This window comes from Dietzia sp. Alg238-R159 (assembly GCF_900537145.1).
Taxonomy (GTDB): domain Bacteria; phylum Actinomycetota; class Actinomycetes; order Mycobacteriales; family Mycobacteriaceae; genus Dietzia; species Dietzia kunjamensis.
Map to the genome: position 1 here is coordinate 101,668 of NZ_UNRI01000008.1, position 24,717 is coordinate 126,384.

The following is a 24,717-nucleotide window of genomic DNA, read 5'->3' on the forward strand; positions in this document are numbered from 1 at the left end:
TCGGCGGGTGGGGCGGGTCAGCCGAGGAAGGCCTGGTCCGACAGGGTCGCGCCCTTGATGTTGGTGAACTCGCGCAGCAGGTCCTGCACGGTGAGCGCGGACTTGGTCGCGGCGTCGGCCTCGTAGACGATCCGGCCCTCGTGCATCATGATGAGCCGGTTGCCCAAGCGGATGGCCTGCTCCATGTTGTGCGTGACCATGAGGGTGGTCAGACCACCCTCGCGGACGATGCGCTCGGTGATCGTGGTGACCAGCTCTGCACGTTGCGGGTCGAGAGCCGCCGTGTGCTCGTCGAGCAGCATGATGCGCGGCTGGGTGAACCCGGCCATGAGCAGGGACAGCGCCTGCCGCTGGCCGCCCGAGAGCAGGCCGACCTTGGCGGTGAGCCGGTCCTCGAGACCGAGCTCCAGCATGGAGAGCTGCTCGGCGAACCGGCCACGGCGCTTCTTGCTCAGACCCGGGCCGAGCCCCCGCCGGCGGCCGCGCAGCAGCGCGAGCGACAGGTTCTCCTCGATGCTGAGGTTGGGCGCGGTCCCGGCGAGCGGGTCCTGGAAGACGCGGCCGACGTACTTGGCGCGCCGGTGCTGCGGCAGGCGGTTGACGTTGGTGCCGTCGATCTCGATGTTCCCGCTGTCGGCGAGCAACCGCCCGGAGACGGCGTTGAGCAGTGTCGACTTGCCGGCGCCGTTGGAACCGATCACCGTGACGAAGTCGCCCTCGGCGAGCGTGAGACTGAGGTCGTGCAGCGCCCGGCGCTCGTTCACGGTGCCGGGGAAGAACGTCTTGGACACTCCGGTGACGGTCAGCATCGTCACGCCTCCTTGGTGCCGGTCGCGGCGGCGCCGGCGGACTCGGGTCCGGCGGCGACGGCGGTCCCGGTTCCCGCCGCCGCACGTTCGTTGGCGGCGACCGGGGTGGTGGGTTTGCGTCCGAAGCGTCCGCCCGCGCCCTTCCAGCGGGGCAGCAGCAGCGCGACCACGACGAGGATGGCCGTGACGGCCTTCATGTCGTTGGGATCCAGGCCGACGCGGAGGGCCGCGAAGATGATGAGCTGGTAGAGCAGGGCGCCCAGGATCACGGCGAGCACCGCGAGCAGAAGCTTGCGCTGGCCGAGGATGGCCTGCCCGATGATCACCGAGGCCAGGCCGACGAGGATGAGGCCGATGCCCATCGAGATGTCGGCGAAACCGCGGTACTGGGCGATGAGCGCGCCGCACATGCCCACGAACCCGTTCGACAGGGCCAACGTGAGGGTCTTGGTGAAGTCGGTCGAGACGCCGAACGAGGAGATCATGGGGCCGTTGTCACCCGTGGCACGGATGGACAGACCGAGGTCGGTGGTGAGGAACCACAGGACGACCAACCCGAGCAGCAGGACCACGACCGCGAGGATGGCCACCCCGGGCCACTCGCCCAGCAGGTCGGCGTCCTTCAGGGGCGTGAACACGGTGTCGCTGCGCAGCAGCGGGATGTTCGCGCCGTCCATGATCCGCAGGTTGACGGACCACAGCGCGATCATTGTGAGGATACCGGCGAGGAGGCCGTCGATCTTGCCCTTGGTGTGCAGCAATCCCGTGACCGTGCCGGCGAGGAACCCGGTGCCGAAACCCGCGAGGGTCGCGAGCACCGGGTTCCAGCCGGCGAGAATGCCCATGGCCGCCGTCGCGGCGCCCGTGGTGAAACTGCCGTCGACGGTGAGGTCGGGGAAGTTGAGCACGCGGAAGGTCAGGTAGACCCCCAGCGCCATGACCCCGTAGATGAGGCCTACCTCGACGGTCCCGATCACTTCTTCTCAGCCTCGGCGAGGATGTCCTCGGGGATCGTCACGCCCTGACGCTCGGCGGCGTCCTCGTTGACCACGTAGGTGAACTCGGTGGCGGTCTCCACGGGCATGGTGGCCGGGTCCTCACCGTCGCGCAGGATGCGCAGGGCCATCTCGCCGGTCTGGCGGCCCAGCTCGGTGTAGTCGATGCCGAGGGTGGCGACGGCGCCGCCCTCGACCGTGCCCGACTCCGCGGCGATCACCGGGATCTGCTTGCCCTCGGCGACCTGGACCAGCGAGGCGATGCCCGAGACGACCATGTTGTCCGTGGGGACGTAGATCGCGTCGACGTCACCGAGGGCCTCGACGGCCTGCTGGATCTCGTTGACCGTGGTGACGGTCTGGGTCTCGATCTCCAGGCCCAGCGGGCCCGCGGCCTCACGGGCCTGATCCACCTGGACCTGCGAGTTGACCTCGCCGGAGGCGTAGACGATGCCGATGCGCTCGGCGTCCGGGACGATCTCCTTGAGCAGCTCGAGCTGCTTCTCGATCGGGGCGGCGTCCGAGGTGCCCGTGACGTTGGCGCCCGGCTCCTCCATCGAGTCCACCAGCTCCGCCGAGACCGGGTCGGTCACCGCGGTGAACAGCAGCGGCACGTCGGTGATGTTCTGCGCCATCGCCTGGGCGGCCGGGGTGGCCACGGCCAGGGCCAGGTCCAGGTCGTCGGAGGCGAACTGCTGGGCGATGGTCAGTGCGGTGCCCTGCTCGCCGTTGGCGTTCTGCTCGTCGAACTCGACCTCGACGCCGGCCTCGGAGAAGGCCTCCTTGAAGCCGGCCGTGGCGGAGTCGAGGGCCGGGTGCTGGACGAGCTGGTTGATGCCGATGCGGTAGGATTCGCCGCCACCACCGGCGGCGTCGTCCTCACCACCGCCCGAGCAACCTGCGAGGACGAGTGCCGAGGTGGCGACCAGTCCGGTGATGAGCTTCGCGCGTGAGAATGCCATATGCCATGCCCTTGTCTGTGCCTTCTGGGCCTCACGGTGTTCACGCGAGGGGCCGGATGCGAACGGTGCTGGCACATGAGGTTACCGGGTCGCCCGGTCATGGTGAGCCCGGACTCACCTCACGGGCTGCTGCGGCGCCTCCTCCGATTCCGTCAGTTGCCGCTTCCAGGTGCGGAAGCCCTCCTCCGAGCGCCCACGCCGCCAGTATCCCGAGATCGACGCCCGCGCGGCGGGGATGCCGCGCTCGGTGCGCAGATAGGGGCGCAGGTGCTTCATCACCGTCTCGGCCTCGCCGTGGACGAACGCCTGCACGTCCCCGTCCGGCCACCGCATGCCCCGGACCGCGTCGATCAGCGGCGCCTCGCCGTCGATCACTCCGGGGCCGGCGTCCGCCGAGGAGGTTCCGCGGTGCACCCAGGTGATCTCCACGCCCGCCGGCGCGGTGATCGGGATTTCGTCGTCGTCGTCAGACACCCCGAGGAACACCGCACCCGTGGCGTCCTCCGGTAGCGACTCCAGCGCCGCCGCTATCGCCGGCACGGCGGTCTCGTCCCCGACCAGCAGGTGGAAATCCGCCTCCGGGTCCGGCCGGTACCCGCCGCCGGGGCCGCGCACCGCGACCAGGGCGCCGGGTGCGACGGACCGGGCCCACGGACCGGCGACACCCTCGTCACCGTGGACGACGAAGTCGATCCAGATCTCGCGAGCGTCCGCGTCGACCCGTCGGACGGTGTACGTGCGCACGACCGTCTCCCCGGCGTGGGGCAGTTCGAGCTTGACGTAGCTGTCCGTCTCCGCGCGGGCGGCGAACGAGTCGAAGCCGTCCCCGCCGAGGACGACCCGCACGAGGTGCGCGGTAACCGGCTCCGTACGCAGCACCGTGAGGGTGAGCGGAGGGCGGGCCTGGGGGCGAGTCACGGCGTTCTCCTTCGACCTGGGTTAGTTAGGTGACCCTATCCTTGCATGTTTCCGCGCGCTGCGAGGGGGGCTGACGGGCGCGCGGGTCCGATGTATAATATATGTGATCAAGAGAACGGGAAGTGGGGATGACCGCACGCACGCTGACCGACATCGCGTCAGGCCGGGCCCGGCCGATCCGGCACCTGCCCGACATCTCGACCCACCTGGCCTTCTGGCTCCCGGTCGCCAACGTGGTCATGCAGTTGGCCAACCCGGCCGTGGGACACGGGGTCGTCGAGAGCAGGGTGGATCGCGGTCGTGGAGACCTCCGCCCGATCAAGCGGGCACGCACCACGGCCCAGTACCTCGCCGTGGCCACCCTCGGCTCCGACTCCGACCGCCGGTTCTTCCACGAGGCCGTCCACCGGATCCACGCCCGGGTGACCTTCACCGCGTCCAGCCCCGTGCGCTACAACGCCAATGACGCCGGATCCCAACTCTGGGTGGCGCTGTGTCTGGTGCGGTACTACACCGACCAGTGGCAGATGATGCACAGCCCGCTCACCGAGGCCGAGCTGGACCGCATCATCGAGATGGCGCGACCCCTGGGGACGACGCTCAACGTCCCCGAGGCGCGATGGCCGGCCACCTGGGCCGAGTACGAGAAGCGCTTCGCCGACGGGCTCGTCGGTGGGAGGGCAACCGGCGCGTCGGCCGACCGCCGCGCCGGCACGGCCAACAGCTGCGACCGCAGGACCTACCGCCGCGGCGCCTCGGCCAACGACCCCGACCGCACGGCCGGGGGCCGTGCGGTCGGGGTGGATCCTCTTCCGGCGCGGGGCCGGGCCGGTGTCAGGCCACGCTGGCGGCGGCCGGTTGCGGGGTCCGGAGAGGGCAGCGTTCCCTGAACCCGAACGCGCAGATCGCGGCGGCGGCTGCCAGGACCACGACGATGCCGAGGATGATCGGCGCGGCGGGGAAGGGTAGTTCCTGGGACAGGACGAAGGCGCCCATGATCAGGACGAAGAACCCGAAGCCCCTGCGCAGCGCCTTCTCGGGGACCACGGAGGTGAGGCGGATACCGACGAAGGAGCCGGCGATGGCGGCGGCGGTGACCGCGGCGACGAGCGGCCAGTCCAGGGACACCGAGGTGAGGTAGCCACCGAGCCCGGCGAAGGACTTCATGGCGATCACCAGCAGCGAGGTGCCCACAGCGGCGGTCATCGGCAGGCCCGCCAGGAGGACGAGGGCCGGGACGACGAGGAAGCCGCCGCCCGCGCCGACCAGACCGGTCGCGGCGCCCACGACGAGGCCGTCGAGCAGGATCCGCCACAGCGGGTGGTGGTGATCGTTGCTCTGCCCGTCGCGGTCCTTGCGTCCCTTGATCATGGCGCCGGCGGTGGCGATCATCATGATCGCGAAGGCGACCATGAGGACGGTGCCGGGGATGTAGCCGCCGGCCAGTCCGCCGAGGAACGCGCCCACCATGCCGGCGGCGCCGAAGATTAGTCCCGTACGCCACTGGACGTTGCCCTTGCGGGCGTGGCCGAAGAGGCTGACCAGTGAGGTGGCGCCCACGACGAACAGGGAGGTCGCGATCGCCTCCTTGGGGTCGAGCCCACCGATGTAGGTGAGCAGTGGGACGACCAGGATGGATCCGCCCCCGCCGAGCAGGCCCAGGGACAGTCCGACCAGGACGGCCAGGGCCACGACGATGATCGTGGTGATCTCCATGTCAGGTGCCTTTCTCCGGCGGGGGCGCCGGGGTGGGATCGGTCAGGAGCGGGCGGGCAGCGAGTCCAGGACGGCGCCGAGGCCCGGCTCGTCGGCCAAACGGTTCCACGGCATCTTCGACAGGCCCGCGGCCATGGCGCAGGAGTTGCTCGCCGCGGAGTAGGTCAGCCCGGCTCCGATGGCGCCGGCGAGGTAGGCGAACTTGGGGGAGACGACCTTGGAGGCGGTGACGCCGGCCAGGACGAGCGAGCCGGCGACCATGCGGACCTGCCGGTCCATCGCCCAGGCGCCCTTGCCGCGGACGACCTCGCCGCCGGCGGCCTCGTAGCCGGCGATGCCGCCGTCGAGCACGGTCACCGAGTCGGGGTCGACGCCCACGGACTCGAGCCGCTCGTTCGCCTGGCGGGCTCGGTTTCCGGACTGGCAGATGAGGACGACCTGGCCGGGCAGGCGGGTGGCGAACTCCTCACCGTGCTCGGCGAGCAGGGGCAGCGGCACGTTGTAGGAGCCGCGGATGTGCACCGAGGAGAACTCGGCCCCGGAGCGCACGTCGATGACGGTGGGCGGGGTGTCAGAGTCCATCGCCTCTCGCAGATCGGCGGGAGCGATGGTCGGGGCGTTCGTCAGCGTGGAGAGCATGGGTGAAGCGATGTCCTTTGACTGTTCGGGGTGTGTGGGGGTGTCGGGGTGGTGGCGCCGGGCGCCACCGGACCCGGGGGCCGGACGGGTGTCCGGCCCCCGGGTGTGGGCGCGACCGGTCAGACGGTCGCGAGGTTGCGCTCGGACCAGGCGGCGTAGCTGCCCTCGAGCTCGACCACGCGGTAACCGGCGCGACGCAGGGCGCTGGCCGCGACCGAGTTGCGGACGCCGCTCTGGCAGTAGGTCACGATCGGTCCGTCGGTCGGGAGCCGGTCGAGGTTCCACAGCGCCCGGCCGCCGCTGAGCTGCTCGGAGCCCGGGATGTGGCCGTCGGAGTGCTCGGTCTTGTTGCGCACGTCCAGCACCATCGCGGAGTCGAACGAGGCGAGCTCGTCCGGCCCGATCATCTCGGGGGTCGTCATCGGCAGACCCTCGAAGCTGGTCGTGTAGCCGGTGACCGTGTCGATTCCGACGCGCAGCAGGTGATCGCGCAGCGCCTCGGCCATCTCGACGTCCTCGGCCAGGACCACCAGGGGCGTGTCCTCCTTCTCGGGGTCGTAGACCCAGGCGCCGAAGGACGCGGCCTTGTCGACGCCGGGGATGTTGAGCGCCCCGGGGACGGTGCCGGCGTGGACCTCGTCCTGGCCACGGGTGTCGACGACGACGACCTCGTTCGCTTCGAGGGCGTCGGCCAGCTCGAGGGTGCCGAACTCGCGGAGCGGGGCCAGTGCGCCCAGCACCGCGGGGCCCTCCTTGTTCTGCCGCTTCATGCGGCCGAAGTAGGCGTGCGCGTCCGGCTGTCCGTCGAGCATCTCGTCGATGAAGCCCTGCTCGTCGTCACGCTCGACGTACCCGGCCCACCATGCGAAGCGGCGCTCGTAGCCGACGCTGGTCGACGGCAGCGCGCCGAGGGCCTTGCCACAGGCGCTGCCCGAACCGTGGCCGGGGAAGACCTGGACGTGGTCCGGCAGGGTGACGAAGGAGTCCTTCAGGCTGCGGAAGATCTGCTTGGCGCCCTCGAAGCGGGTGTCGACCCCACCCGCGGCCTCGTCGAGCAGATCCGGTCGGCCGAGGTCTCCGGAGAAGACGAAGTCGCCGGTCAGCATGTATCCGGGGCTGTCCGCGAAGGCGCCGTCGGTGATGAGGAACGACAGGTGCTCCGGGGTGTGGCCCGGGGTGTGCACGACCTCGACGGTGATGTTGCCCAGCTTGAGCTGGTCACCGTGGTGCAGGCGCTCCGCTTCGAACCCGTACTGCCAGTCGTCGCCGCCCTCGCCGGAGACGTAGGCGGTCGCGCCGGTGGCCTGCGCGAGCTCACGGGTGCCGGACAGGTAGTCGGCGTGGATGTGGGTCTCGGTGACGGCGGTGATCGTCATGCCGTGCCGGGCCGCGAGGTCCAGGTACTGGCGGATGTCGCGGCGGGCGTCCACCACCATCGCCTCGTTCTTGGCCTGGCAGCCGATGAAGTAACCGGCCTGGGCGAGGTCTTCGTCGTAGATGCGCTCGAGAAGCATGCTGCTCTCCTTGTCGATCGGGTTCCCGGTGTCGGGGTGTTCCACGACGATACATACCCCATGGGGTATACGCAAGACACCCTGGGGGTATGTCCTTGCGGCTGTTCTGCCGCCGCGCGTGGCGTCCGAGGGTGGCCTGCGCCACAAAAGATTGCACGGGCTGTGGAATCGTGCAGATGCCGTGCAAAACTGTGAGGGTTCGCGAAATGCACCTACGCACCAGGAGCCAGCGCATGGCGTCATTCCTCTACCGCATCGGGCGGTCCGCCTACCTGTTCAGATGGCGGTTCATCGCAGCCTGGATGCTGTTGATCGTCGGTGTCGGCACGGCCGCCGCCACGCTGACGCAGCAGACCAGCACCACCTTCTCGATCCCGGGACTGGAGTCCATCGAGACCCAGGAAGAGATGCAGGAGAGGTTCGCCGGCGCGGGCAGCCAGCTCGACGCCCCGACGGGGACCGTCGTCATCGGGGCGCCCGAGGGCAGCACCCTCACCGACCCGGCGGTGTCCGAGGACGTCGATGCCTTCCTCGCCGATCTGCAGGGCCTGGACTTTCTCGCCGGGACCGACGCGCTGGTCAGCCCGGTGATCGCGGCCGAGGGGCTGTCGGAGCAGTTGACCGCGGCCAAGGCCGAGCAGGGCATCGCCGAGGAGCAGATCGCGGCCGATATCGCCGCGTTGAGCCCGCTCAGCCCGGACGAGAGCACCGGCACGGTCGAGGTGCGGTTCGACGCCGAGAGCACGATGGACGTGCAGGCCGAGGACCGCGAGGCCTTCGCCGAGGTCGTCGCCGAGCACGAGGGCGACCTGACGATCGCGTACTCCGGCAACGCCTTCCAGATGTCCGAGATCAGCGCCGTCGGCGAGATCATCGGCATCGCGGTCGCCGCCGTGATCCTCCTGGTCACCTTCGGTTCGCTCATCGCCGCCGGCATGCCGCTGCTCACGGGCGTCATCGGCGTCGGGATCGGCATCGGCGGCATCTTCGCCGCCACCGCCTTCACCGACACGATCAACACCATGACGCCGACCCTGGCGTCCATGATCGGCCTGGCCGTGGGTATCGACTACGCGCTGTTCATCGTGTCGCGCTTCCGCACCGAGCTGGTCAAACACATCGGCGGCAACGATCTCGAGCCCGCCGAACTCGCGGAGAAACTCAAGGCGATCGACGCCCACAAGCGTGCACACCTCGCCGGGCTCGCGGTCGGCAAGGCCGGATCCGCGGTCGTCTTCGCAGGACTGACCGTGCTCATCGCCCTCGCGGCGCTGTCGATCATCAACATCCCGTTCCTCACCGCGATGGCGATGTCCGCCGCCGCGACGGTGGCGATCGCCGTGCTGGTCGCGATCACGCTGCTGCCGGCCATCCTCGGCGCGGTCGGCACCAAGCTCTTCGCCGCCCGCATCAAGGGCGTCAAGGCGCCCGACCCGGAGGACGAGAAGCCGACGATGGGCCTGGCGTGGGTCCGCCGGATCCGTGCCCGTCCCGTGCTCTTCGCGGGCGCCGGTGTCCTGCTGCTCCTCCTGCTGGCCATCCCGGCCGCGCAGCTGCGGCTGGCCATGCCGTCCGGCGGCACGATGGCCCCGGACACCCCGAACCGTATGGCGTACGACATGACGGAGGAAGCGTTCGGCCCGGGCCGCAACGCCCCGATGATCGCGCTCGTCGACACCCTGCAGGTGCCGGAGGAGGAGCGTCCGGCGGCGTGGGCCGCCGCGGTGGATCAGATCCAGGCGTTCGACGGGGTGGAGAACGCGCAGATCATCGAAACCAACGAGGCCGGTGACGCCGCCCAGGTGCTCATCACCCCCGAGTACGGTGCCACCGACGAGCGCGCCGCGAGCGTCCTCGAGGAGATCCGGTCCGGAGCCGAGGGCTTCGAGCAGGAGACCGGGGGGACCTACTCCGTCACCGGCGTCACCCCGATCTACGAGGACATCTCCGAGCGTCTGACCGAGGTGCTGCTGCCGTATGTCGGCATCGTCCTCGCGCTCGCGTTCGTCCTGCTCATGCTGGTGTTCCGGTCGATCTGGGTGCCGCTGATCGCCGCCCTGGGCTTCGGCCTGTCGGTGGCGGCGACCTTCGGCATCACGGTCGCGATCTGGCAGGAGGGCTGGCTGGGCATCATCTCCGATCCGCAGCCGGTCATCAGCTTCCTGCCCATCATGCTCATCGGCATCGTGTTCGGCCTCGCCATGGACTACCAGGTATTCCTGGTCTCGCGCATGCGTGAGGGTTGGGTCCACGGCAAGACCGCCCACAACGCGGTGGCCAACGGCTTCAAGCACGGCGCCCGCGTGGTCACCGCGGCGGCCCTGATCATGATCAGCGTCTTCGCCGCGTTCATGCTGATCGACGAGCAGTTCATCAAGGTGATGGGCTTCGCCCTGGCGGTCGCCGTGCTGTTCGACGCCTTCGTCGTCCGCATGACGATCATCCCCGCGGTGATGTTCCTCCTCGGCGAGCGCGCCTGGGGCCTGCCGCGGTGGTTGGACAAGATCCTCCCCACCGTCGACGTGGAGGGCTCCGCCCTGGAGACCGGGCAGCAGGAGAGCTCCGCTGTGGCATCCGCCGACGGTGGTGAGAAGGCCCGCGTCGATGCCTAGCCTGCGTGAGCGCAAGAAGGCCGACACCCGCACCCGCCTCTCGGCGGCCGCAGTGGAACTGCTGGTCGCCGAGGGGGCGGAGCGGGCGACGGTCTCGGCCATCGCCGGGAGGGCGGGTGTCTCGACCCGGACGTTCCACAACTACTTCGCCCACCGCGAGGACGCGTTCGTGCACTTCCTGCGCGAACAGATCGCCGAATGGGTGCGGCAGGTGGAGCAGGCGCCGGCAGACCTGTCGCCACTGGATGTCCTGCGCTCGACCTTCCACGAGCTCTACGGGCGCTCGGCGGACGATATCGACGCCGCCGAGAACCTGCTGGTGGCCGGGGAGCAGATCGGCCTCATGCTGGGCCCGGACGCCTGGACCAGCATCGCCGAGAACATCCTGGATCCGCTCTACGAGGCGGTCGGCCGCCGCGCACCGCAGCTCAACTGGTTCCGGGTCCGCGTCATGGTCGACCTGAGCCTCGCCGCCGGGGCGTCGGTGCTCAGGCACCGACCGGGTGGGGCCGGGCCCGCCGACTCCGCCGAGTCCTACCTGGACGACGCGTTCGATCTCCTCCAACACGGCGCCGCGAGGTTCCTCGAGCGCGACTGAGCAGCACGACCGAACAGCGCGACTGGGTCAGTACAGCCGGGGAGCCTCCCCGCAGCGGACGAGTTCGCCGTCGACACCGGCCCGCGCGCCGTGCTCCCGCAGGCGCGCGGCCAGCTCGTCGGGCGGCGGGTTGTGGTGGCCCAGGTGCACGGCCACCACGTCGGTCCGCTCGTCGACCGCCCCGATGTCCCGGAGTCTCCGGAGCATCGCCCCGAACCGGTCCAGGCCCAGGTGGGCGGGGGAGATCTCCTCGCGGTCGCCCAGCGTCTCCTCGAGGAAGACCGCGTCGTAGCGGGCGCCGCGCACCGCGGTGAACCACTCGTCGTCCCACGGCCCGGTGTCGCTCGCCCACAGCAGGCGGGCGCCGCCGGGCCCGGTCACGTCGTAGAGCACCGCGTCGCCGTCGCGGAACACGCGGTGCCGGGCGGGCAACACGCGTACGTCGTAGGCGCCCACCCTGAGCCGGTCGCCGGCGGTGACGGGGACGAAGCGCACCGGGTCGTCGGGGCCCACCCAGGGCCGACACGCATCGAGCGCGTCCGGGGGGCCGACCACCTCCAGCTCGCCGGCGTCGGGGACCCACGAGCGGAAGAGCAGGACCTGGGGTCCGAGATGGTCGGCGTGGGCATGCGTGACGAGCAGATGTCCCACCGCCGCCAGAGACCGTCCGAGCCGCACGGCCGAGCCGGGCGCCTCCGGTCCGCAGTCGATCAGCAGCTCGTCGTCGACAAGCGCGGAGGTCTGGCCGCGCACCACGCCGAGCCGGCGTGCCTCGTCGCATGACGGGCACCGACAGAACGGGTTGGGCCAGCCGTCCGCGGCGCCGGTCCCCAGCAGGACGACCTCCATCAGACGCCCGCCCCCGGCGCCGCGCCGGGCGCCGACCCGGGCGCGGGATCCGGGCCCGCCTCGCGCAGCGGCAACACGGCGCGGCCGTCGCGGCGGTCGAGGACCTCCACGCGCGCGTCGTAGACCTGCGCCACCCGCTCGACGGTGAGGACCTCCTCGGGCCGGCCGTCGGCCACCACACGGCCCCGGTCGAGCAACACCAGCCGCTGCCCGTAGTGGGCGGCGGAGGTGAGGTCGTGCATCGCCGCCACGACGGTCAGGCCGGTCTCGCGGCGCATGGAGTCCACCAGGTCGAGCACCTGCTGCTGGTGGCCGATGTCCAGCGCGCTGGTGGGCTCGTCGAGCAGCAGGACCCGCGGTTCCTGGGCCAGCGAGCGGCCCAACACCACCCGCTGCAGCTCACCGCCGGACAGCGTCGTGGCGGTGCGCGAGGCCAGGTCGTGCAGGTCCAGGCGATTGATGACGCGGTCGACGACCTCGTGGTCGTCGGCGCTCTCGGTGCCGAACCGGCCGATGTGCGGGGTGCGGCCGAGCCCGATGAGTTCGCGCGCCGTGACCCCCTCGGGGACGACCGGGCGCTGCGGCATCATCGCCACGGTCCGTGCCACCCTGCGGCGACCCGCGCGGCGCGGGGTCAGCCCATCGACCTCGATGTGACCGGCGGCGGGGATGAGCCCGGCGAGCGCGAACAGCAGGGTCGTCTTGCCGGAGCCGTTGGGGCCCACCAGGGACACCCACGAGCCGGCGTCCACGGCGAGGTCGACGCCGTGGAGGATGGCCGTGCGGTCCCGGGTGACGCGCAGGTCGCGGCAGGCCAGGGCGACCGGCGCGGGTGACGCGGCCGCCGCGGGTGACGCCGGTGGTGTGGCGGTCATATGTGCCCCCGGCTGCGGCGCAGGACGATGAGGAAGAACGGGGCGCCGATCGCGGCGGTGACCACTCCGATGGGCAGCTCGGCCGGGCTCATCGCGGTGCGGGCGACGACGTCGGCCAGGATGAGGAACGCCGCGCCTACCAGCAGCGACACCGGCAGCAGCAGGCGGTGCCCCGGCCCGATGAGCATCCGCACGGCGTGCGGGATGACGATGCCCACGAACCCGATCAGGCCCGACACGGACACCACCGCCGCCGTGCCGAGGGTGGCCACGCTGATGAGGACCAGGCGCACCCGCGCCGGGGCGATCCCCAGCGTCGCGGCCTCGGCGTCCCCGACCGCCATCACGTCGAGGGTGCGGCGGAACAGGGCGATCACGGCCACCGCCACGAGCACGTACGGCAGCACCGTCTGCACGTCGGTCCAGCCGCTGGTCGTGAGGCGGCCGAGCGTCCACGAGTACACCTGCCGCAGGGTCTCGTCGTGGCGCTGCATGAAGAACGTCTGGATGGCGCTGGCGAACGCCGCCACGGCGACGCCGGCGAGGATGATGACCACCTCGCTGCGTCCACCGCCGACACTGCGGCCCAGCGTGTAGGTGGCCAGCACCGCGATCATGCCGCCGGCGAACGCGGCGGGCGGCACCATCGCCGAGCCCATCGCGCCGCCCACGACGATCGCCAGGGTGGCGCCCAGCCCCGCCCCGCTGGACACCCCGAGCAGGTACGGGTCGGCGAGCGGGTTGCGGAACACGCCCTGGTAGGTGGCCCCGGCGATCGCGAGCATCGCGCCGACGATCGCGCCCAGCACCACGCGTGGGATGCGGATCTCCCAGAGGATGACCTGCTGACGTTCGGTGAACCCCGAGTTGATGTCGACGAGCGGCAGCCGGCCCACCAGTTCGAGCACCACGCCGCCCGGGGTGAGGCCGGCCGGGCCGATGAGGGTGCCGAGCAGGACCGCCGCGGCCAGCAACAGCGTCGCCCCGCCCAGCACGAGGGCGCGGCGGGGCGACGGGCGGGTCACGAGGCGGGCTGGTTCGCGGGGCTCTCCGCGGTCTCCGGCGCGGCGTCGGGCACCGCGGTGACGATCGCGGCGACCTCGCGCATGAAGTCGACCACGCGCGGGCCCCACCGGCTGGACAGGTCCTCGTCGACCACGTGGACGCGCCCGTCGCGCACGGCGGTGAGTCCGTCCCAACCCGGCCGCTCGGCCACGACCTCCGGGGTGATGCCGCAGCACTGGCCGTCGGCGAGGAACACGAGGTCCGGGTCGGCCTCGAGGATGAGTTCCTCGGACAGCTGCGGGTAGGGGTCGTCGCCGGTGGCGATCGAGGTTAGGCCGAACAGGGAGTAGATCTCCCCGACGTAGGTGTCGTCGGTGACGGTGTAGTAGGTGTCGTCGAGCTCGTGGAAGTACGTCAGCGGGGTCTCGCGCTCCGGCACCGAGGCGACGATCTCGTCGATCTCGCTCTGCATCCGCGACACGAGTTCGGCGGCCTCGCCGATGTGCCCGGTGGCCGCCCCGACCTGCTCGAGCTGGGTGTAGGTGTCGTCGAGGGTCTGCGCGGCGGGCAGCTGCAGCACCTCGACGCCGGAGCGTTCGAGGCCGGCCACGATGTCCCCGGTGTCGTCGGTGAGCACGACGAGGTCCGGCGCGTATCCCAGGATCGCCTCGAGGTTGGGCGTGTAGCCGGACAGGTCGGTGACCGGGGCGTCGGAGGGGAAGTCGGACCGCTCGTCGACCGCCACGACGCTGTCCCCGGCGCCGACGGCGTAGAGCATCTCGGTGGTGGTGGGGGCCAGCGACACGATCGCCTGCGGTTCCTCCGCCGCGGCGGAGGTCTGGTCGGCCGGGGCCGGCTCGTCGCCGCCGGTGCCGCTGCCGCTGCACGCGGAGGCGACCAGCGCCAGGGCGGCCAGGGGGGCGAGCAGCAGCGAGCGGGCTCGTGGATGGTGCATGGCATCCTCCGTGATTCGGAGGAAGAAAACAGCTCGGGCCGCGGCCTGGGCCGCTGCACGCGACCGTCCTTCGTCCGAGGTCAGTACGTACGGCTGCCGCGGAACCGGCCGACCTGGCTCGCCCGTCCTGAGACGGGATCACAGTTGCGGGACAGCGTCGGATTCGCACCGACTTCCGCCGAGTTGCCGCGGGGTCCGACGCTGGTGGCCGGACCCGTCGAGGGTATCCCACCCGTCGTCGCGTCCGCCCATCCCATACATCCGCTGTCGCCCCTGTCCGAGCCGTCCCCGCGCCTGGCCGGGGCGGGGCGAGGTCACGCGGAGCTGGTGACGACGGTCGGGGAGGATGGATCGCGATACCTGTCGGCAGTGGGAGAGGACCGTGGAGATGACGACGACGACGAGTTCTGCAGGCGAGGGGCCTTCGGCCGCGGATCTGCGCGAGCAGGGTTTCGCGACCAGGCGCGAGGTGATGAGCGACGACTTCGTCGACCGGGCCATGGACCGGGCTGTCGGGACGGAGTCGGAGGCGATCCAGCACGTGGTCGCAGAGAACGTGTGGGGCAACATCTGGAACCGGCCCGGGTTGGACCGACGGGATCGCAGCCTGCTTAATATCGGGATGCTCGTGGCACTGCGCGCGGACGCCGAGCCGGCGGGGCATGTACGCGGCGGGTTGACCAACGGGTTGACCCGCGAGGAGATCACCGAGGCGGTCATCCACGCCTCGGAGTACTGCGGCGCGCCGGCGGCCCTCGCGGCGACGAGGACCGTCCAGACCGTCTTCGACGACCTCGACGGGTGATCGCCCACACGGCCCAAGGACGTCATGGACGTCAGGTAGTCTCGACACGAGAGTGACAGACGCCACCCCTCGATCAAGGAGCCCCTCATGAAGAGCACGATGATGCCGGAGCAGTTGAACATCAGCACGATCCTGCAGTTCGGTGCGACCGTCCACTCCGATGCGGTCGTCACCACCTGGACCGATCAGGGACCACGGAAGATCACCTACGGCGATCTGGGCAAGCACGCCGCGCAGCTGGCCAACGCGCTGCGTTCCCTGGGGGTCGACGGTGACCAGCGGGTCGCCACATTCCAGTGGAACAACTCCGAGCACTTGGAGGCCTACCTCGCGATCCCGTCCATGGGCGCCGTGCTGCATCCGCTGAACATCCGGCTGTTCCCGGACCAGCTCGAGTTCGTGGCCAACCACGCAGAGGACAAGGTCGTGATCGTCGACCCGAGCCTCGTCCCGCTCCTGCAGCCGCTCCTGCCCCGGTTCTCGACGGTCGAGCACGTCATCGTCACCGGTGGGGGCGCCGCGAACCTCGAGGCTCCCGAGGGCATCCAGGTGCACGACTACGACGCGCTCCTCGCCGCCCAGCCCACCGAGTTCGATTGGCCGGAGGTCGACGAGAACTCCGGCGCCGCGATGGCCTACACCTCGGGCACCACCGGCGACCCGAAGGGCGTCGTCTACTCGCACCGGTCGATCTACCTCCACTCGATGCAGGTGTGCATGTCCGACGGCATGGACATCTCGCTCGACGACAACGTGCTGGCGATCGTGCCGATGTTCCACGCCATGTCGTGGGGCCTGCCGTACGCCGCGTTCATGGTGGGCGCCTCGCTGCTCATGCCGGAGCGTTTCCTACAGCCCGAGCCGCTGGCCGCGATGATCGCCTCCGAGCGTCCGACGCTGGCCGCCGCCGTCCCCACGATCTGGCAGGCAGTGGACGCGTACAGCGTGGACCACCCCATCGACATGTCGAGCTTCCGTGCGGTCGTCGTGGGCGGCAGCTCGTGCCCGCCGGAGCTGATCCGCAAGTTCCGGGACAAATACGGGATCAACATCGTCCACGCGTGGGGCATGACCGAGACCTCGCCCATCGGCACCCTGTCCCGCCCGAAGGCCTCCCTGCCGGAGGAGAAGCAGTTCGAGCTCCGCATGACGCAGGGCCGACTCATCGCCGGCGTGAAGGCCCGTATCGTCGACGATTCCGGCCAGGCCCTGCCATGGGACGGCGAGTCCGTCGGCGAGCTGGAGGTCCGCGGCCCGTGGATCACCGGCAGTTACTACAAGGTGGACGCCTCGGACTCCTTCGACGACGGCTGGCTGCGCACCGGCGACGTGGGGTATATCAAGCCCGAGGCGTTCCTGCAGCTCACCGACCGCGCGAAGGACATCATCAAGTCCGGTGGCGAGTGGATCTCGTCCGTCGAGGTGGAGAACTACCTCCTCGAGCACCCGTCCGTGGCGGAGGCCGCCGTGATCGGTGTCCCCGACCCCAAGTGGGACGAGCGGCCGCTGGCCACCATCGTCGTCAAGGACGGTGTGCCCGACCCGAGCGTCGAGGAGCTGCGCGATCACCTGGCCGAACGGATGGCCAAGTGGCAGGTGCCCGAGAAGTTCGCGTTCGTCCACGAGATCCCCAAGACCTCCGTCGGCAAGCTCGACAAGAAGCGCATCCGCGTCTCGCATTCCGACGGCGAACTCACCGTGGTGAACGCCCTGGAGAACTAGGCAGGCGGAAGGTCGAACGCGGGAACGCGTCGTCGGCCAGCGGAGGGCCCGGGATTGCGGTATGACCGCCCCCGGGCCCTGCTTCTGCGCTACTGGCTGCTCGGTGCCAACCGTCCCGCCGGCCGCCACGCCGGCCGCCACGCTGGCCGCCGCCACGCTGGCCGCCGCCACGCTGGCCGTCCCGCCGGCCGACACGCTGGCCGTCCCGCCCCCCCGCCGTCGCGGCATCATCGCCGAGCAGAGGATTTCGCTCAGACCCACTCGGGCGATACAGGCGAAATCCTCTGGACGGCGGAGGCGGGGCGGGCGGCGGGTCAGTTCGCGGCGACGCGTGCCAGCGGCCGGAGCGAGACGGGCAGTCCGTCCGCGGGGTAGGGCAGCGAGTCGTTCTTCATGGGCGGCACGTAGGCCAGCGGGACCGACCACTCGAAGTGGCGTAGCAGCGCGCTGAGCACCAGCTTGGACTCGAGGTTGGCGAAGATTATGCCGAGGCACTTGTGCACCCCGCCGCCGAACGGCTCCCACGCGAAGCGGTGCGACTTGTCCTCCCGCCGCTCGTCGGAGAAGCGTTCGGGGTCGAAGATCTCCGGGTCCGTCCAGTACTCGGGCATGTGGTGCGAGTACAGCGGCATGATCGAGGTGAGTCGTCCGACCGGGATCTCCACGCCCAGGATCTCGGTGTCCTTGACCGCCTTGCGCGCCATCACCGGCACCGGCGGGTGCAGGCGTAGCGACTCCTTCATCACCAACGCCAGATCGGGCAGCTCCTCCAGCTCGGCCATGGTGGGGTTCGGACCCAGGTCCTGGCACTGGCGGCGGAGCCGCTCCTGCCACTGGACGTCGCGGCCGAGCTCGTAGACCATCGACGTCACCGTGCTCGTGGTGGTGTCGTGCGCGGCCATGAGCAGGAAGATCATCTGGTTGATGATGTCGTCGTCGTCGATCCCGCCGGAGGCGTCCGCCACCTGGCACAGGGCGGAGAACAGGTCCTCTCCCGGGTTGGCGCGCCGGGCCGGCAGGTGGCGGCGCAGGAACTCCTCGAGCAGCCGGCGCCCCCGCGCCGCTCGGCCCCACTTGGTGAACGGCACCGCGGTGGAACGGACATAGCCGTTCGCGGCCTGGACGCAGTCGACGAACGCTGTGTTGACCTTGTCGAGCTCCCCGGGCGCGGCGTATTCGGCGCCACCCATGAACACCTCGGTCGCCAGGTCGAGGGTGTGCGTCTTGAGCGCGGGATAGATCTGGAACGCCCGGTCCGGGCCCCAGGCGCCGATGCCCTCGTCGACCAGCGGGGCGAGCCCGCGGGTGTAGCCCTCGAGCCGGGGACGGGTGAACGCCTCCTGCATGATGTGCCGGTAGTGGTGGTGCTCCTCGAAGTCGAGCAGCATCAGCCCGCGGTTGAAGAACGGCCCCACCAGGTATCCCCAGCCGGGGCCGCTGGCGAACGCCTTGTTCGCGTTCTGCAGGGCGGCCTGGCAGGCGTCGGGGCCGATAAGGGCAGTCCACGTGGCGCCGAGGAAGTTCAGGTCGGAGACGGGACCGTGATCGCGATAGCGGCGGGCCATGGTCGCCAGCGGGCTGTGGACATATTCGAGCGTGCCGCCGAGGACCGGCAGCTTGGAGCGCAGTGGGGCCGGGCCGGGTCGGTAGACCCTCTCCCGCGGATCACCAGGGATGGACATCAGGCACCTCGTTGTCGGGTGACCCCAGTGTGTGACAGCCGTCACTAGTTGTCACGCGATTACCGAAACCGGCGGTGTCGTTTCTTTCACCCGGCCCCGCTGGCGGCGGCTCGGCCTGCCGGCAGTCCCGCCGGCCGTGACACCACCGGCCGGCAGCCCCCGCCCGACTCAGGCTCGGGCGACCAGTGCGTCGATGTCCACGCCGTCGGGCAAGGCGCCGTACTCGGCCGAGCGGTCGTCGCCGAGCCGGGCCAGGCAGAACGCCTCCGCGACCCGGGCCGGAGCGTGGGCGAGCAGGACCGCGCCCTGCTGGGCCAGCGCCATCGCCTCCACCAGGCGGCGGGCGATCCCGGGGGCGGCGCCCGGGTCGGCAGCCGCGCGGCCGATCAGCGCGCGCACCCGCTCGACGTGCCGGTCGTACAGCTCGTGACCGCCCAGCTGCGCGGCCAGTTCGGCGTCGAACGCGGCCACGGACTCCGGCTCGCGGGCCATCGCCCGCAGCACGTCGAGCGCGATGACGTTGCCCGAGCCCTCCCACACCGCGAGGACCGGCTGCTCCCGGTAGCGGCGGGCGAGCGGGAACGACTCGGTGTACCCGTTGCCGCCGAGGCACTCCAGCGATTCGTAGGCGTGGTTCGGCCCGCGCTTACAGATCCAGTACTTGGCGACCGCGGTGGCGAGCCGGCGGTAGGGGGCGGACTCGTCGTCGTCGTACGCCGAGGCCAGGCGCAGCGCGGTCCACGTCGCGGCCTCCGCCTCGAGCTGCAGGTCCGCCAGGACCGCGGCCATCGCGGGCTGGTCCACCAGCGTCGCGCCGAACGCGGCCCGGTGCCGGGCGTGCCACGCCGCCTCGGCCACGCCCTGGCGCATGCCCGCCGCCGCGCCGAGCACGCAGTCCAGGCGGGTCCGGCCGACCATCTCGATGATCGTGCGCACCCCGCGGCCGGGTTCGCCGACCATCCAGCCGAGCGTGCCGTCGAACTCCACCTCCGAGGACGCGTTGGACTTGTTCCCCAGCTTGTCCTTGAGGCGCTGCACGAGGAACGGGTTGCGCTCGCCGCCGGGCAGGACGCGCGGGACGAGGAAGCAGCTCAGACCGGCCGGTGCCTGCGCCAGCACGAGGAACGCGTCCGACTGCGGCGCCGAGCAGAACCACTTGTGTCCACGCAGGACGTAGCAGTCACCGTCACCGACTGGCTCGGCGGTGGTGGTGTTGGCGCGGACGTCCGAGCCACCCTGCTTCTCGGTCATGGCCATCCCGAACAGCACTCCCGACTTGGTGGCGGGGTCGCGCAGTTCGGGGTCGTACACCGTCGACAGCAGCGCCGGCTCCCACTCGGCGGCGAGGTCGGGGCTCAGCCGCAGTGACGGGACCGCCGCGTGCGTCATGGACAGCGGGCAGCCGTGACCGGCCTCGACCTGCGAGACCAGCATGAACCCCACCGCCCGCTCGACGTTCGCCCCCGGCCCCGGGTCGGCCCACGCCGAGGTGTGCAGACCGCGGGACACCGAGTACTCCATGATCCGGTGGTAGGCGGGGTGGAACTCGATCTCGTCGACCCGGTTGCCCCACCGGTCGTGCGCGCGGTGCACCGGCGTGAGGGTGTTGGCCAGCTCCGCGTCGTGTTGGTACTGCTCGGTGCCCACGTGGCGGCCGATCTCGTGGAACCTCTCGACGCGGGCGTGCGGCGAGAACACCGCGACGGCCTCCTGCAGTGCCGGGTTGAGGGCGTACTCGTCCACGTCCACGCGGGGCGGCGCCTGGTTGAGGACCTCGTGGGTACTGCGGTGTCGGGTCGAGGACATGGGTGCTCCCCCTCTAGCTCTTGAAGTACATCAACTGCGTGCCCGTGGCCAGCAGCGTGCCGTCGCGGCTCCACAGGCGCGCGGCCTCGTCGTGGTAGTTGCCGTGGAACCGGTGCGAGTGCACGCTGCCGAGCAGGAAGTCCGTGCCCTGGGCGGCGATCTCGTCGGCGGTGGCCAGGAAGTGGATCGTCAACGTCACCGTGCCCGCCGGAACCGGCCGACCGAGTCGGAGGAACGACCTCGGGAAGAACGAATCACACAGGGACGTCAGGGCGAGATGGTCGAGTCCGCGGGGCTGGGCGTCGCGGATCCACATCGTCGTCGTCGACTCCGGTTGCTCCTCACCGGAGGTCACGTCGTCCCACCCACCGGTGACGAACCGCATGTCGTAGTTGTCGACCCACCGCACACCGCGGTCCGACGTGGCGGCGGTGAGCTCCTCCGGCGCTGGGACGGCCGGAGGGGCGGTCTCGGTCTCCGACCACGTCTCGCGGCGCAGGCCGGTGATCGCGGTGGCAGTGGTGACGACCTCGTCGCCCTGGCGCATCTCCACCCACCAGTGCTGGTTGGAGCGGTTGGTGCGGGCGGGGCGGGCCTCGATCTGGAACTCGCCCTCGGCGACCGGCCCGGCGTAGTTGAGGGTCAGCGCGAGCGGGTCGCCGTGCTTCTCGGGGTGCTGCAGGATCGCGCCCAGCATGGTGGCCGCGGTGATGCCGCCGAACGGCCCCACCATGTTGGCCCACGCGGCGTGGGTGCGGCCGCGGAAGCGGTTCTCGCCGATCGGCTCCAGCGCGACGGCCTCGTCGAACACGTGGGTGGGGGCGTCCTGACCGGTCACGGGACCTCCTGTGGGGCGAGGGGATGGGCGCGGGGGTGGGCGCGAAGATGGGCGCGGGCTCACCGTACCGAGGAGAGGGGCGACGACGACGAAGAACGCCCGCCACCGGGGATCGTCCGGCTTTTCTCGGGGTTGCGAGGCAGCGGCCGCGCAGGTGGGGCGGGTGAAATCAGTTGACACTCTTGACGTCGTTTATATAGTAAAGACGACCTCACAATGTGTGGCTCCGAACGTGCAGGAGACGCGCGATGACCGGACTGCCCGAGTTCGCCGCCTCGAGAACGCTGATCGCTGCCGCCGCGGCGCTCGCCGCCGTGCTCGTCGTGGCGTTCGGCGTGGTGGCTATCGTCAGACTCGGAGACCAGCGCTCGGAACCGGTGGCCACCTACGCCACGACGTCCTCCCCTGCGACCTCGCCCTCGTCGCCCCGCATGTCGCGGCTCATGCCACGCTCCTCCGCGCCGGAGATCACCGGGATGCTCGAGGTGTCGGGACCGGAGTGCGACGCCGGGGTGATCAACGCCGACCTGTTGTACCCGAACAGCGGCGCGCGGATCATCGACTGCGGATCCGGGTGGGCGGTCATGGCCAGCGCGGTGTCGGGCGACCCCTACTGGGTCGCGTATTCCGACGGCAGGTGGCGCAGGGTCGGGGACGTGTCGATCTACCTGGGGACGTGTCCGGACGAGGCGATCGCCCTGGGCGCCCCGGCGTGGATGGCGCAGAAGCACCTGGGGGACTGCTCGTCACGGGGCCGGAGCGCCCCGCCGGCGCTGGGGGCGGCGACGGTCGCGTCCACGCCCACGCCTCGCGCGACGACCGTGTCCCCGGCCACGACCTCCCCGACTCGCACGAGTACGCGGACCGGGTCGCCGTCGGAGGAGTCGACGTCATCTCCGGCGAGCACCTCGAGGACCACTGCCACCACGCCGGCGTCCTCCACGCCCACCCAGGTGCCGACATCCACCTCGCCGGGCAACGACGCGGCCGCGGACGGCGGGTAGCGACGCGAAAGGGATCCGGATCGGGCGTCGGTCGGGAGAGAATCTGGATCATGCAGCCAGTCCAGACGCCGACGTTCACCGAACTCACCGAGGGGCGGATCGCCCCGCCCATGGCCGCCCGCCCGGGCCCGGACCTCGCGGTGGCGGGGTTCACGGAGTCGGAGTGGGCGGCGTCCGGTGAGGCGGTGTCCTACTCGGTCGGCGAACTGCCCACCGACGGGCGCATCCAGCTGGCTCAGGCCGATTCGGCGCCGTTCGCCACCCGCGTGCTGGTCCGCCGCCCCGACGCCGCCCGGTTCAGCGGCGTGGTGCTGGTCGAGTGGCTCAACGTCAGCGGCGGCGAGGACGCCGCGCCGGAGTACACCTACCTCGCCGATGAGATCGTCCGCGCCGGCCACGCGTGGGTCGGGGTGTCGGCGCAGTTCATCGGCGTGGAGGGTGGCGACGCCGCCGTAGGGATGGGCGGGCAGACCGTCGGCCTGCGGGCGCAGCGGGCCGAGCGCTACGGCGAGCTCCGCCACCCGGGGGACGCGTACTCGTACGACATCGTGACCCAGGTGGGCCGGTTCTGCCGCGAGGCGCGCGACGACGGCCCGCTGGCCGGGCTGGTGCCGGAGACGGTGCTCGCGATCGGGGAGTCGCAGTCGGCGATCGCCCTGACCTCTTACATCGACGGTGTGCACCCGCTGGTCGGCGTGTTCGACGGGTTCCTGTTGCACAGCCGCGGCGGGGGCGCGCTGCCGTTCGACGACCGTGGCTGCGCGGCCGGCATCGCCACCGCCGTCCGCTCGTCCACCATGCTCCTGCGCGACGACCTCGACACCCCCGTGTTCGTCGTCCAGGCCGAGGGTGATCTGGGCGGGTTGCTCGACTCGGCCCGCTCGCGTCAGCCCGACTCGAAAGCCATCGTCACCTGGGAGATCGCGGGCCAGGCGCACGCGGACGCCTACCAGTTGGGTGAGCTGGCGGGCCTGGTCGACTGCGGGGGCGCCATCAACAGTGGCCAGCAGGTGTTCGTGGTGCGGGCCGCGCTGCGTCACCTGGTGTCGTGGGTGGCCGGCGGGGCGCGACCGCCTGCCGCGCCACCGGTCGAACTCGACGACGACGAGGTGGTCCCGGGCGATCTGGGCATCGGCCGGGGTGGCGTGCGGACCCCGGCCGTGGAGGCGCCGGTGGAGAGATTGGTCGGTGCGCCGTACCCGCAGTCCGCGCCGTTCTGCATGCTCCTCGGTCGCACGGAGGAGGTGGCCGAGGAGCGGTTGCGGCAGCGGTGGTCGGGCCGCGACGAGTACCTGCGGGCCTACGAGGAGGCCACCGACCGGCTCATCGCCGAGGGTTTCCTGCTGGCCGATGACCGCGCGGAGATCCTCGCCGACGCCCGCCCGGAGCGCATCAGCTGGTGAGCGTGGGCCGGCCGGGGGCGCATATGCTCCGATGAGGTACACCCGTGCGGGACGGCGAGCCTTGCACTGTTCTCGCTGTGACTCTCAACCTCGTTTGGCGGGATTTCGCAGCTTCGTTTGGCGGTGTCAGGTGATGCCGATGACGAGGGTGGATCGGGCGGCTTCGACGACGTCATCGGTGATGATGTTGAGCTCGTTGATCTGCATGATGCGCTCCATCTGCGTGAACAGTCTGTCGACGAGGCGGAAGTTGCCGCGGGTGATCCGTGCGATCGCGGCGAGGGCTTGAGAGTCGGTGAAGTCGTCGGGGTCGAGGGGGTGGCCGTACTTGGGCCAGCGACGTTCGAGCACGAAACGCAGCTCGTCTTTGCTCAGTGGCCGGTACTCGTGTGCGAATCCGACGCGGCTGTAAAGCTGCGGGTAGCGGCTGAATCTCTTCTCGATCCCGGGCATGCCGACGAGGATGACGGCGACGTTGTCGCGGTCGTAGTGGTCTCGCACCATTTCCAGGGCGGTGGCATTGAGTCGGTCGGACTCGTCGATGATGATCAGCTCGACGTACTTTCGCAGGTTCCTGGGTCGTGTCTGCAGTTCGCCGGTGTTGATCAGATGCTCGTCGATGCACGCAGATACCTGGACCGTCAGGCCGGTGAGATCGTCTCTGACCTGACGCGGAGTGCTCAGGACCGCGGGGGTGTAGAAGACTGTCCGTTTCCTGGCCAGCGCGGCATAGATCGGGAAATCGGAGTCATCGCGTGGTCCCCATTCCTCGAGGAGCCGCTCGGCTTTGTGCCAGTTCGCATACCGTCTGGCAGACAGTGTCTTACCGATCCCGGCTTGGCCGTAGCAGATGCCAATGGTGCGTTGCCGGCGTACGGCGTCGGCGAACTCGAGGAATTTGCGGTGCTGTTTGTTGGGGATGAACCGTTGCGGATACATCAGGCACCCTCCAGGTAGGTCCGAAGCTTCTTCTTCCCCCGGGGGGGTGGGGGCGGTGCGGGCGGGGGCGG

Annotated in this window: 22 protein-coding genes and 1 riboswitch; of the genes, 7 read left to right on the forward strand and 15 right to left on the reverse strand. The window is 70.6% G+C overall.

The genetic code is table 11. The features are described 5' to 3' along the window. Nucleotides 1-17: 17 nt before the first annotated feature. The 4 genes from G6R20_RS15650 to G6R20_RS15665 form a co-directional block, all read right to left on the reverse strand. Nucleotides 18-809, reverse strand: coding sequence for an ABC transporter ATP-binding protein (locus G6R20_RS15650; RefSeq protein WP_163376939.1), 792 nt, complete (start codon nt 807-809; stop codon nt 18-20). A gap of 2 nt (nt 810-811) precedes the next feature. After that, the gene (locus G6R20_RS15655) at nt 812-1,786 is read right to left on the reverse strand and encodes an ABC transporter permease (protein WP_120285509.1); all 975 of its coding nucleotides are present in this window, start codon (nt 1,784-1,786) and stop codon (nt 812-814) included. Next, nucleotides 1,783-2,766 carry an ABC transporter substrate-binding protein gene (locus G6R20_RS15660; RefSeq protein ID WP_154830102.1) on the reverse strand — a complete coding sequence of 328 codons (984 nt, stop codon included), beginning with the start codon at nt 2,764-2,766 and terminating at the stop codon, nt 1,783-1,785. Before G6R20_RS15660 ends, G6R20_RS15655 begins: the two co-directional genes overlap by 4 nt. Nucleotides 2,767-2,880: 114 nt before the next feature. Further along, on the reverse strand, nt 2,881-3,684 hold the full coding sequence (locus tag G6R20_RS15665; RefSeq protein WP_163376922.1) for a siderophore-interacting protein: 804 nt from the start codon (nt 3,682-3,684) through the stop codon (nt 2,881-2,883). A 128-nt stretch (nt 3,685-3,812) separates the two neighbouring features. Here G6R20_RS15665 and G6R20_RS15670 point away from each other — a divergent pair, with 128 nt between their 5' ends. Further along, a complete protein-coding gene (locus G6R20_RS15670) occupies nt 3,813-4,574 on the forward strand; it encodes an oxygenase MpaB family protein (protein WP_163376923.1) in 762 nt (253 codons plus the stop codon). On the opposite strand, the gene G6R20_RS15675 is transcribed toward G6R20_RS15670, so the two are convergent. The 3 genes from G6R20_RS15675 to G6R20_RS15685 all read right to left on the reverse strand — a co-directional run bounded on the left by G6R20_RS15675 (nt 4,519) and on the right by G6R20_RS15685 (nt 7,553). Further along, nucleotides 4,519-5,400 (reverse strand): sulfite exporter TauE/SafE family protein, encoded by an 882-nt coding sequence (locus G6R20_RS15675; RefSeq protein WP_163376924.1) that lies wholly within the window; start codon nt 5,398-5,400, stop codon nt 4,519-4,521. The genes G6R20_RS15670 and G6R20_RS15675 overlap by 56 nt on opposite strands. Nucleotides 5,401-5,442: 42 nt before the next feature. Then, nucleotides 5,443-6,039, reverse strand: a complete 597-nt coding sequence (locus G6R20_RS15680; RefSeq protein WP_132063849.1) for a rhodanese-like domain-containing protein — start codon at nt 6,037-6,039, stop codon at nt 5,443-5,445. A gap of 119 nt (nt 6,040-6,158) precedes the next feature. Further along, complete coding sequence (locus tag G6R20_RS15685; protein WP_069390454.1) at nt 6,159-7,553, reverse strand: MBL fold metallo-hydrolase; 1,395 nt, start codon at nt 7,551-7,553, stop codon at nt 6,159-6,161. A 233-nt stretch (nt 7,554-7,786) separates the two neighbouring features. On the opposite strand from G6R20_RS15685, the gene G6R20_RS15690 reads away from it, so the two are divergent. Together G6R20_RS15690 and G6R20_RS15695 are read left to right on the forward strand one after the other, a co-directional pair. Continuing rightward, a complete protein-coding gene (locus tag G6R20_RS15690) occupies nt 7,787-10,165 on the forward strand; it encodes an MMPL family transporter (RefSeq protein WP_069390448.1) in 2,379 nt (792 codons plus the stop codon). Continuing rightward, entirely contained in the window at nt 10,158-10,763 is a 606-nt protein-coding gene (locus G6R20_RS15695) for a TetR/AcrR family transcriptional regulator (protein WP_067717435.1), read from the forward strand. The genes G6R20_RS15690 and G6R20_RS15695 overlap by 8 nt, the downstream gene beginning before the upstream one ends. A gap of 27 nt (nt 10,764-10,790) precedes the next feature. On the opposite strand, the gene G6R20_RS15700 is transcribed toward G6R20_RS15695, so the two are convergent. The 4 genes from G6R20_RS15700 to G6R20_RS15715 are packed head-to-tail and all read right to left on the reverse strand — an operon-like array spanning nt 10,791 to nt 14,447. Then, nucleotides 10,791-11,612: an MBL fold metallo-hydrolase gene (locus G6R20_RS15700; RefSeq protein WP_067717439.1), complete on the reverse strand. Its 822-nt coding sequence runs from the start codon at nt 11,610-11,612 to the stop codon at nt 10,791-10,793. Further along, on the reverse strand, nt 11,612-12,487 hold the full coding sequence (locus G6R20_RS15705; RefSeq protein ID WP_096906534.1) for an ABC transporter ATP-binding protein: 876 nt from the start codon (nt 12,485-12,487) through the stop codon (nt 11,612-11,614). The genes G6R20_RS15700 and G6R20_RS15705 overlap by 1 nt, the downstream gene beginning before the upstream one ends. Beyond that, complete coding sequence (locus tag G6R20_RS15710; RefSeq protein WP_163376925.1) at nt 12,484-13,512, reverse strand: iron ABC transporter permease; 1,029 nt, start codon at nt 13,510-13,512, stop codon at nt 12,484-12,486. Before G6R20_RS15710 ends, G6R20_RS15705 begins: the two co-directional genes overlap by 4 nt. Next, nucleotides 13,509-14,447, reverse strand: coding sequence for an ABC transporter substrate-binding protein (locus G6R20_RS15715; protein WP_096906536.1), 939 nt, complete (start codon nt 14,445-14,447; stop codon nt 13,509-13,511). The genes G6R20_RS15710 and G6R20_RS15715 overlap by 4 nt, the downstream gene beginning before the upstream one ends. Nucleotides 14,448-14,535: 88 nt before the next feature. After that, a riboswitch (cobalamin riboswitch) is annotated at nt 14,536-14,680 on the reverse strand. 155 nt (nt 14,681-14,835) lie between these two features. On the opposite strand from G6R20_RS15715, the gene G6R20_RS15720 reads away from it, so the two are divergent. Both G6R20_RS15720 and G6R20_RS15725 read left to right on the forward strand, forming a co-directional pair. Beyond that, nucleotides 14,836-15,252 (forward strand): carboxymuconolactone decarboxylase family protein, encoded by a 417-nt coding sequence (locus G6R20_RS15720; protein WP_063972530.1) that lies wholly within the window; start codon nt 14,836-14,838, stop codon nt 15,250-15,252. Between the two features lie 87 nt (nt 15,253-15,339). After that, nucleotides 15,340-16,974 carry a long-chain fatty acid--CoA ligase gene (locus G6R20_RS15725; protein ID WP_007631572.1) on the forward strand — a complete coding sequence of 545 codons (1,635 nt, stop codon included), beginning with the start codon at nt 15,340-15,342 and terminating at the stop codon, nt 16,972-16,974. Nucleotides 16,975-17,288: 314 nt separating this feature from the next. Here G6R20_RS15725 and G6R20_RS15730 read toward each other — a convergent pair whose 3' ends face one another. From G6R20_RS15730 to G6R20_RS15740, 3 genes are all read right to left on the reverse strand, one after another. After that, entirely contained in the window at nt 17,289-18,656 is a 1,368-nt protein-coding gene (locus G6R20_RS15730) for a cytochrome P450 (protein WP_163376926.1), read from the reverse strand. Between the two features lie 168 nt (nt 18,657-18,824). Next, the gene (locus G6R20_RS15735) at nt 18,825-20,462 is read right to left on the reverse strand and encodes an acyl-CoA dehydrogenase family protein (protein WP_163376927.1); all 1,638 of its coding nucleotides are present in this window, start codon (nt 20,460-20,462) and stop codon (nt 18,825-18,827) included. 13 nt (nt 20,463-20,475) lie between these two features. Then, nucleotides 20,476-21,300 (reverse strand): thioesterase family protein, encoded by an 825-nt coding sequence (locus G6R20_RS15740; RefSeq protein WP_163376928.1) that lies wholly within the window; start codon nt 21,298-21,300, stop codon nt 20,476-20,478. Nucleotides 21,301-21,548: 248 nt separating this feature from the next. On the opposite strand from G6R20_RS15740, the gene G6R20_RS15745 reads away from it, so the two are divergent. Continuing rightward, nucleotides 21,549-22,304, forward strand: coding sequence for a hypothetical protein (locus tag G6R20_RS15745; protein WP_067717456.1), 756 nt, complete (start codon nt 21,549-21,551; stop codon nt 22,302-22,304). 50 nt (nt 22,305-22,354) lie between these two features. Beyond that, complete coding sequence (locus G6R20_RS15750) at nt 22,355-23,707, forward strand: alpha/beta hydrolase domain-containing protein (RefSeq protein ID WP_067717458.1); 1,353 nt, start codon at nt 22,355-22,357, stop codon at nt 23,705-23,707. A gap of 126 nt (nt 23,708-23,833) precedes the next feature. Here the strand turns inward: G6R20_RS15750 and G6R20_RS15755 are convergent, their stop codons facing one another. Beyond that, a complete protein-coding gene (locus G6R20_RS15755; RefSeq protein WP_163376929.1) occupies nt 23,834-24,646 on the reverse strand; it encodes an AAA family ATPase in 813 nt (270 codons plus the stop codon). Nucleotides 24,647-24,717 lie beyond the last annotated feature (71 nt).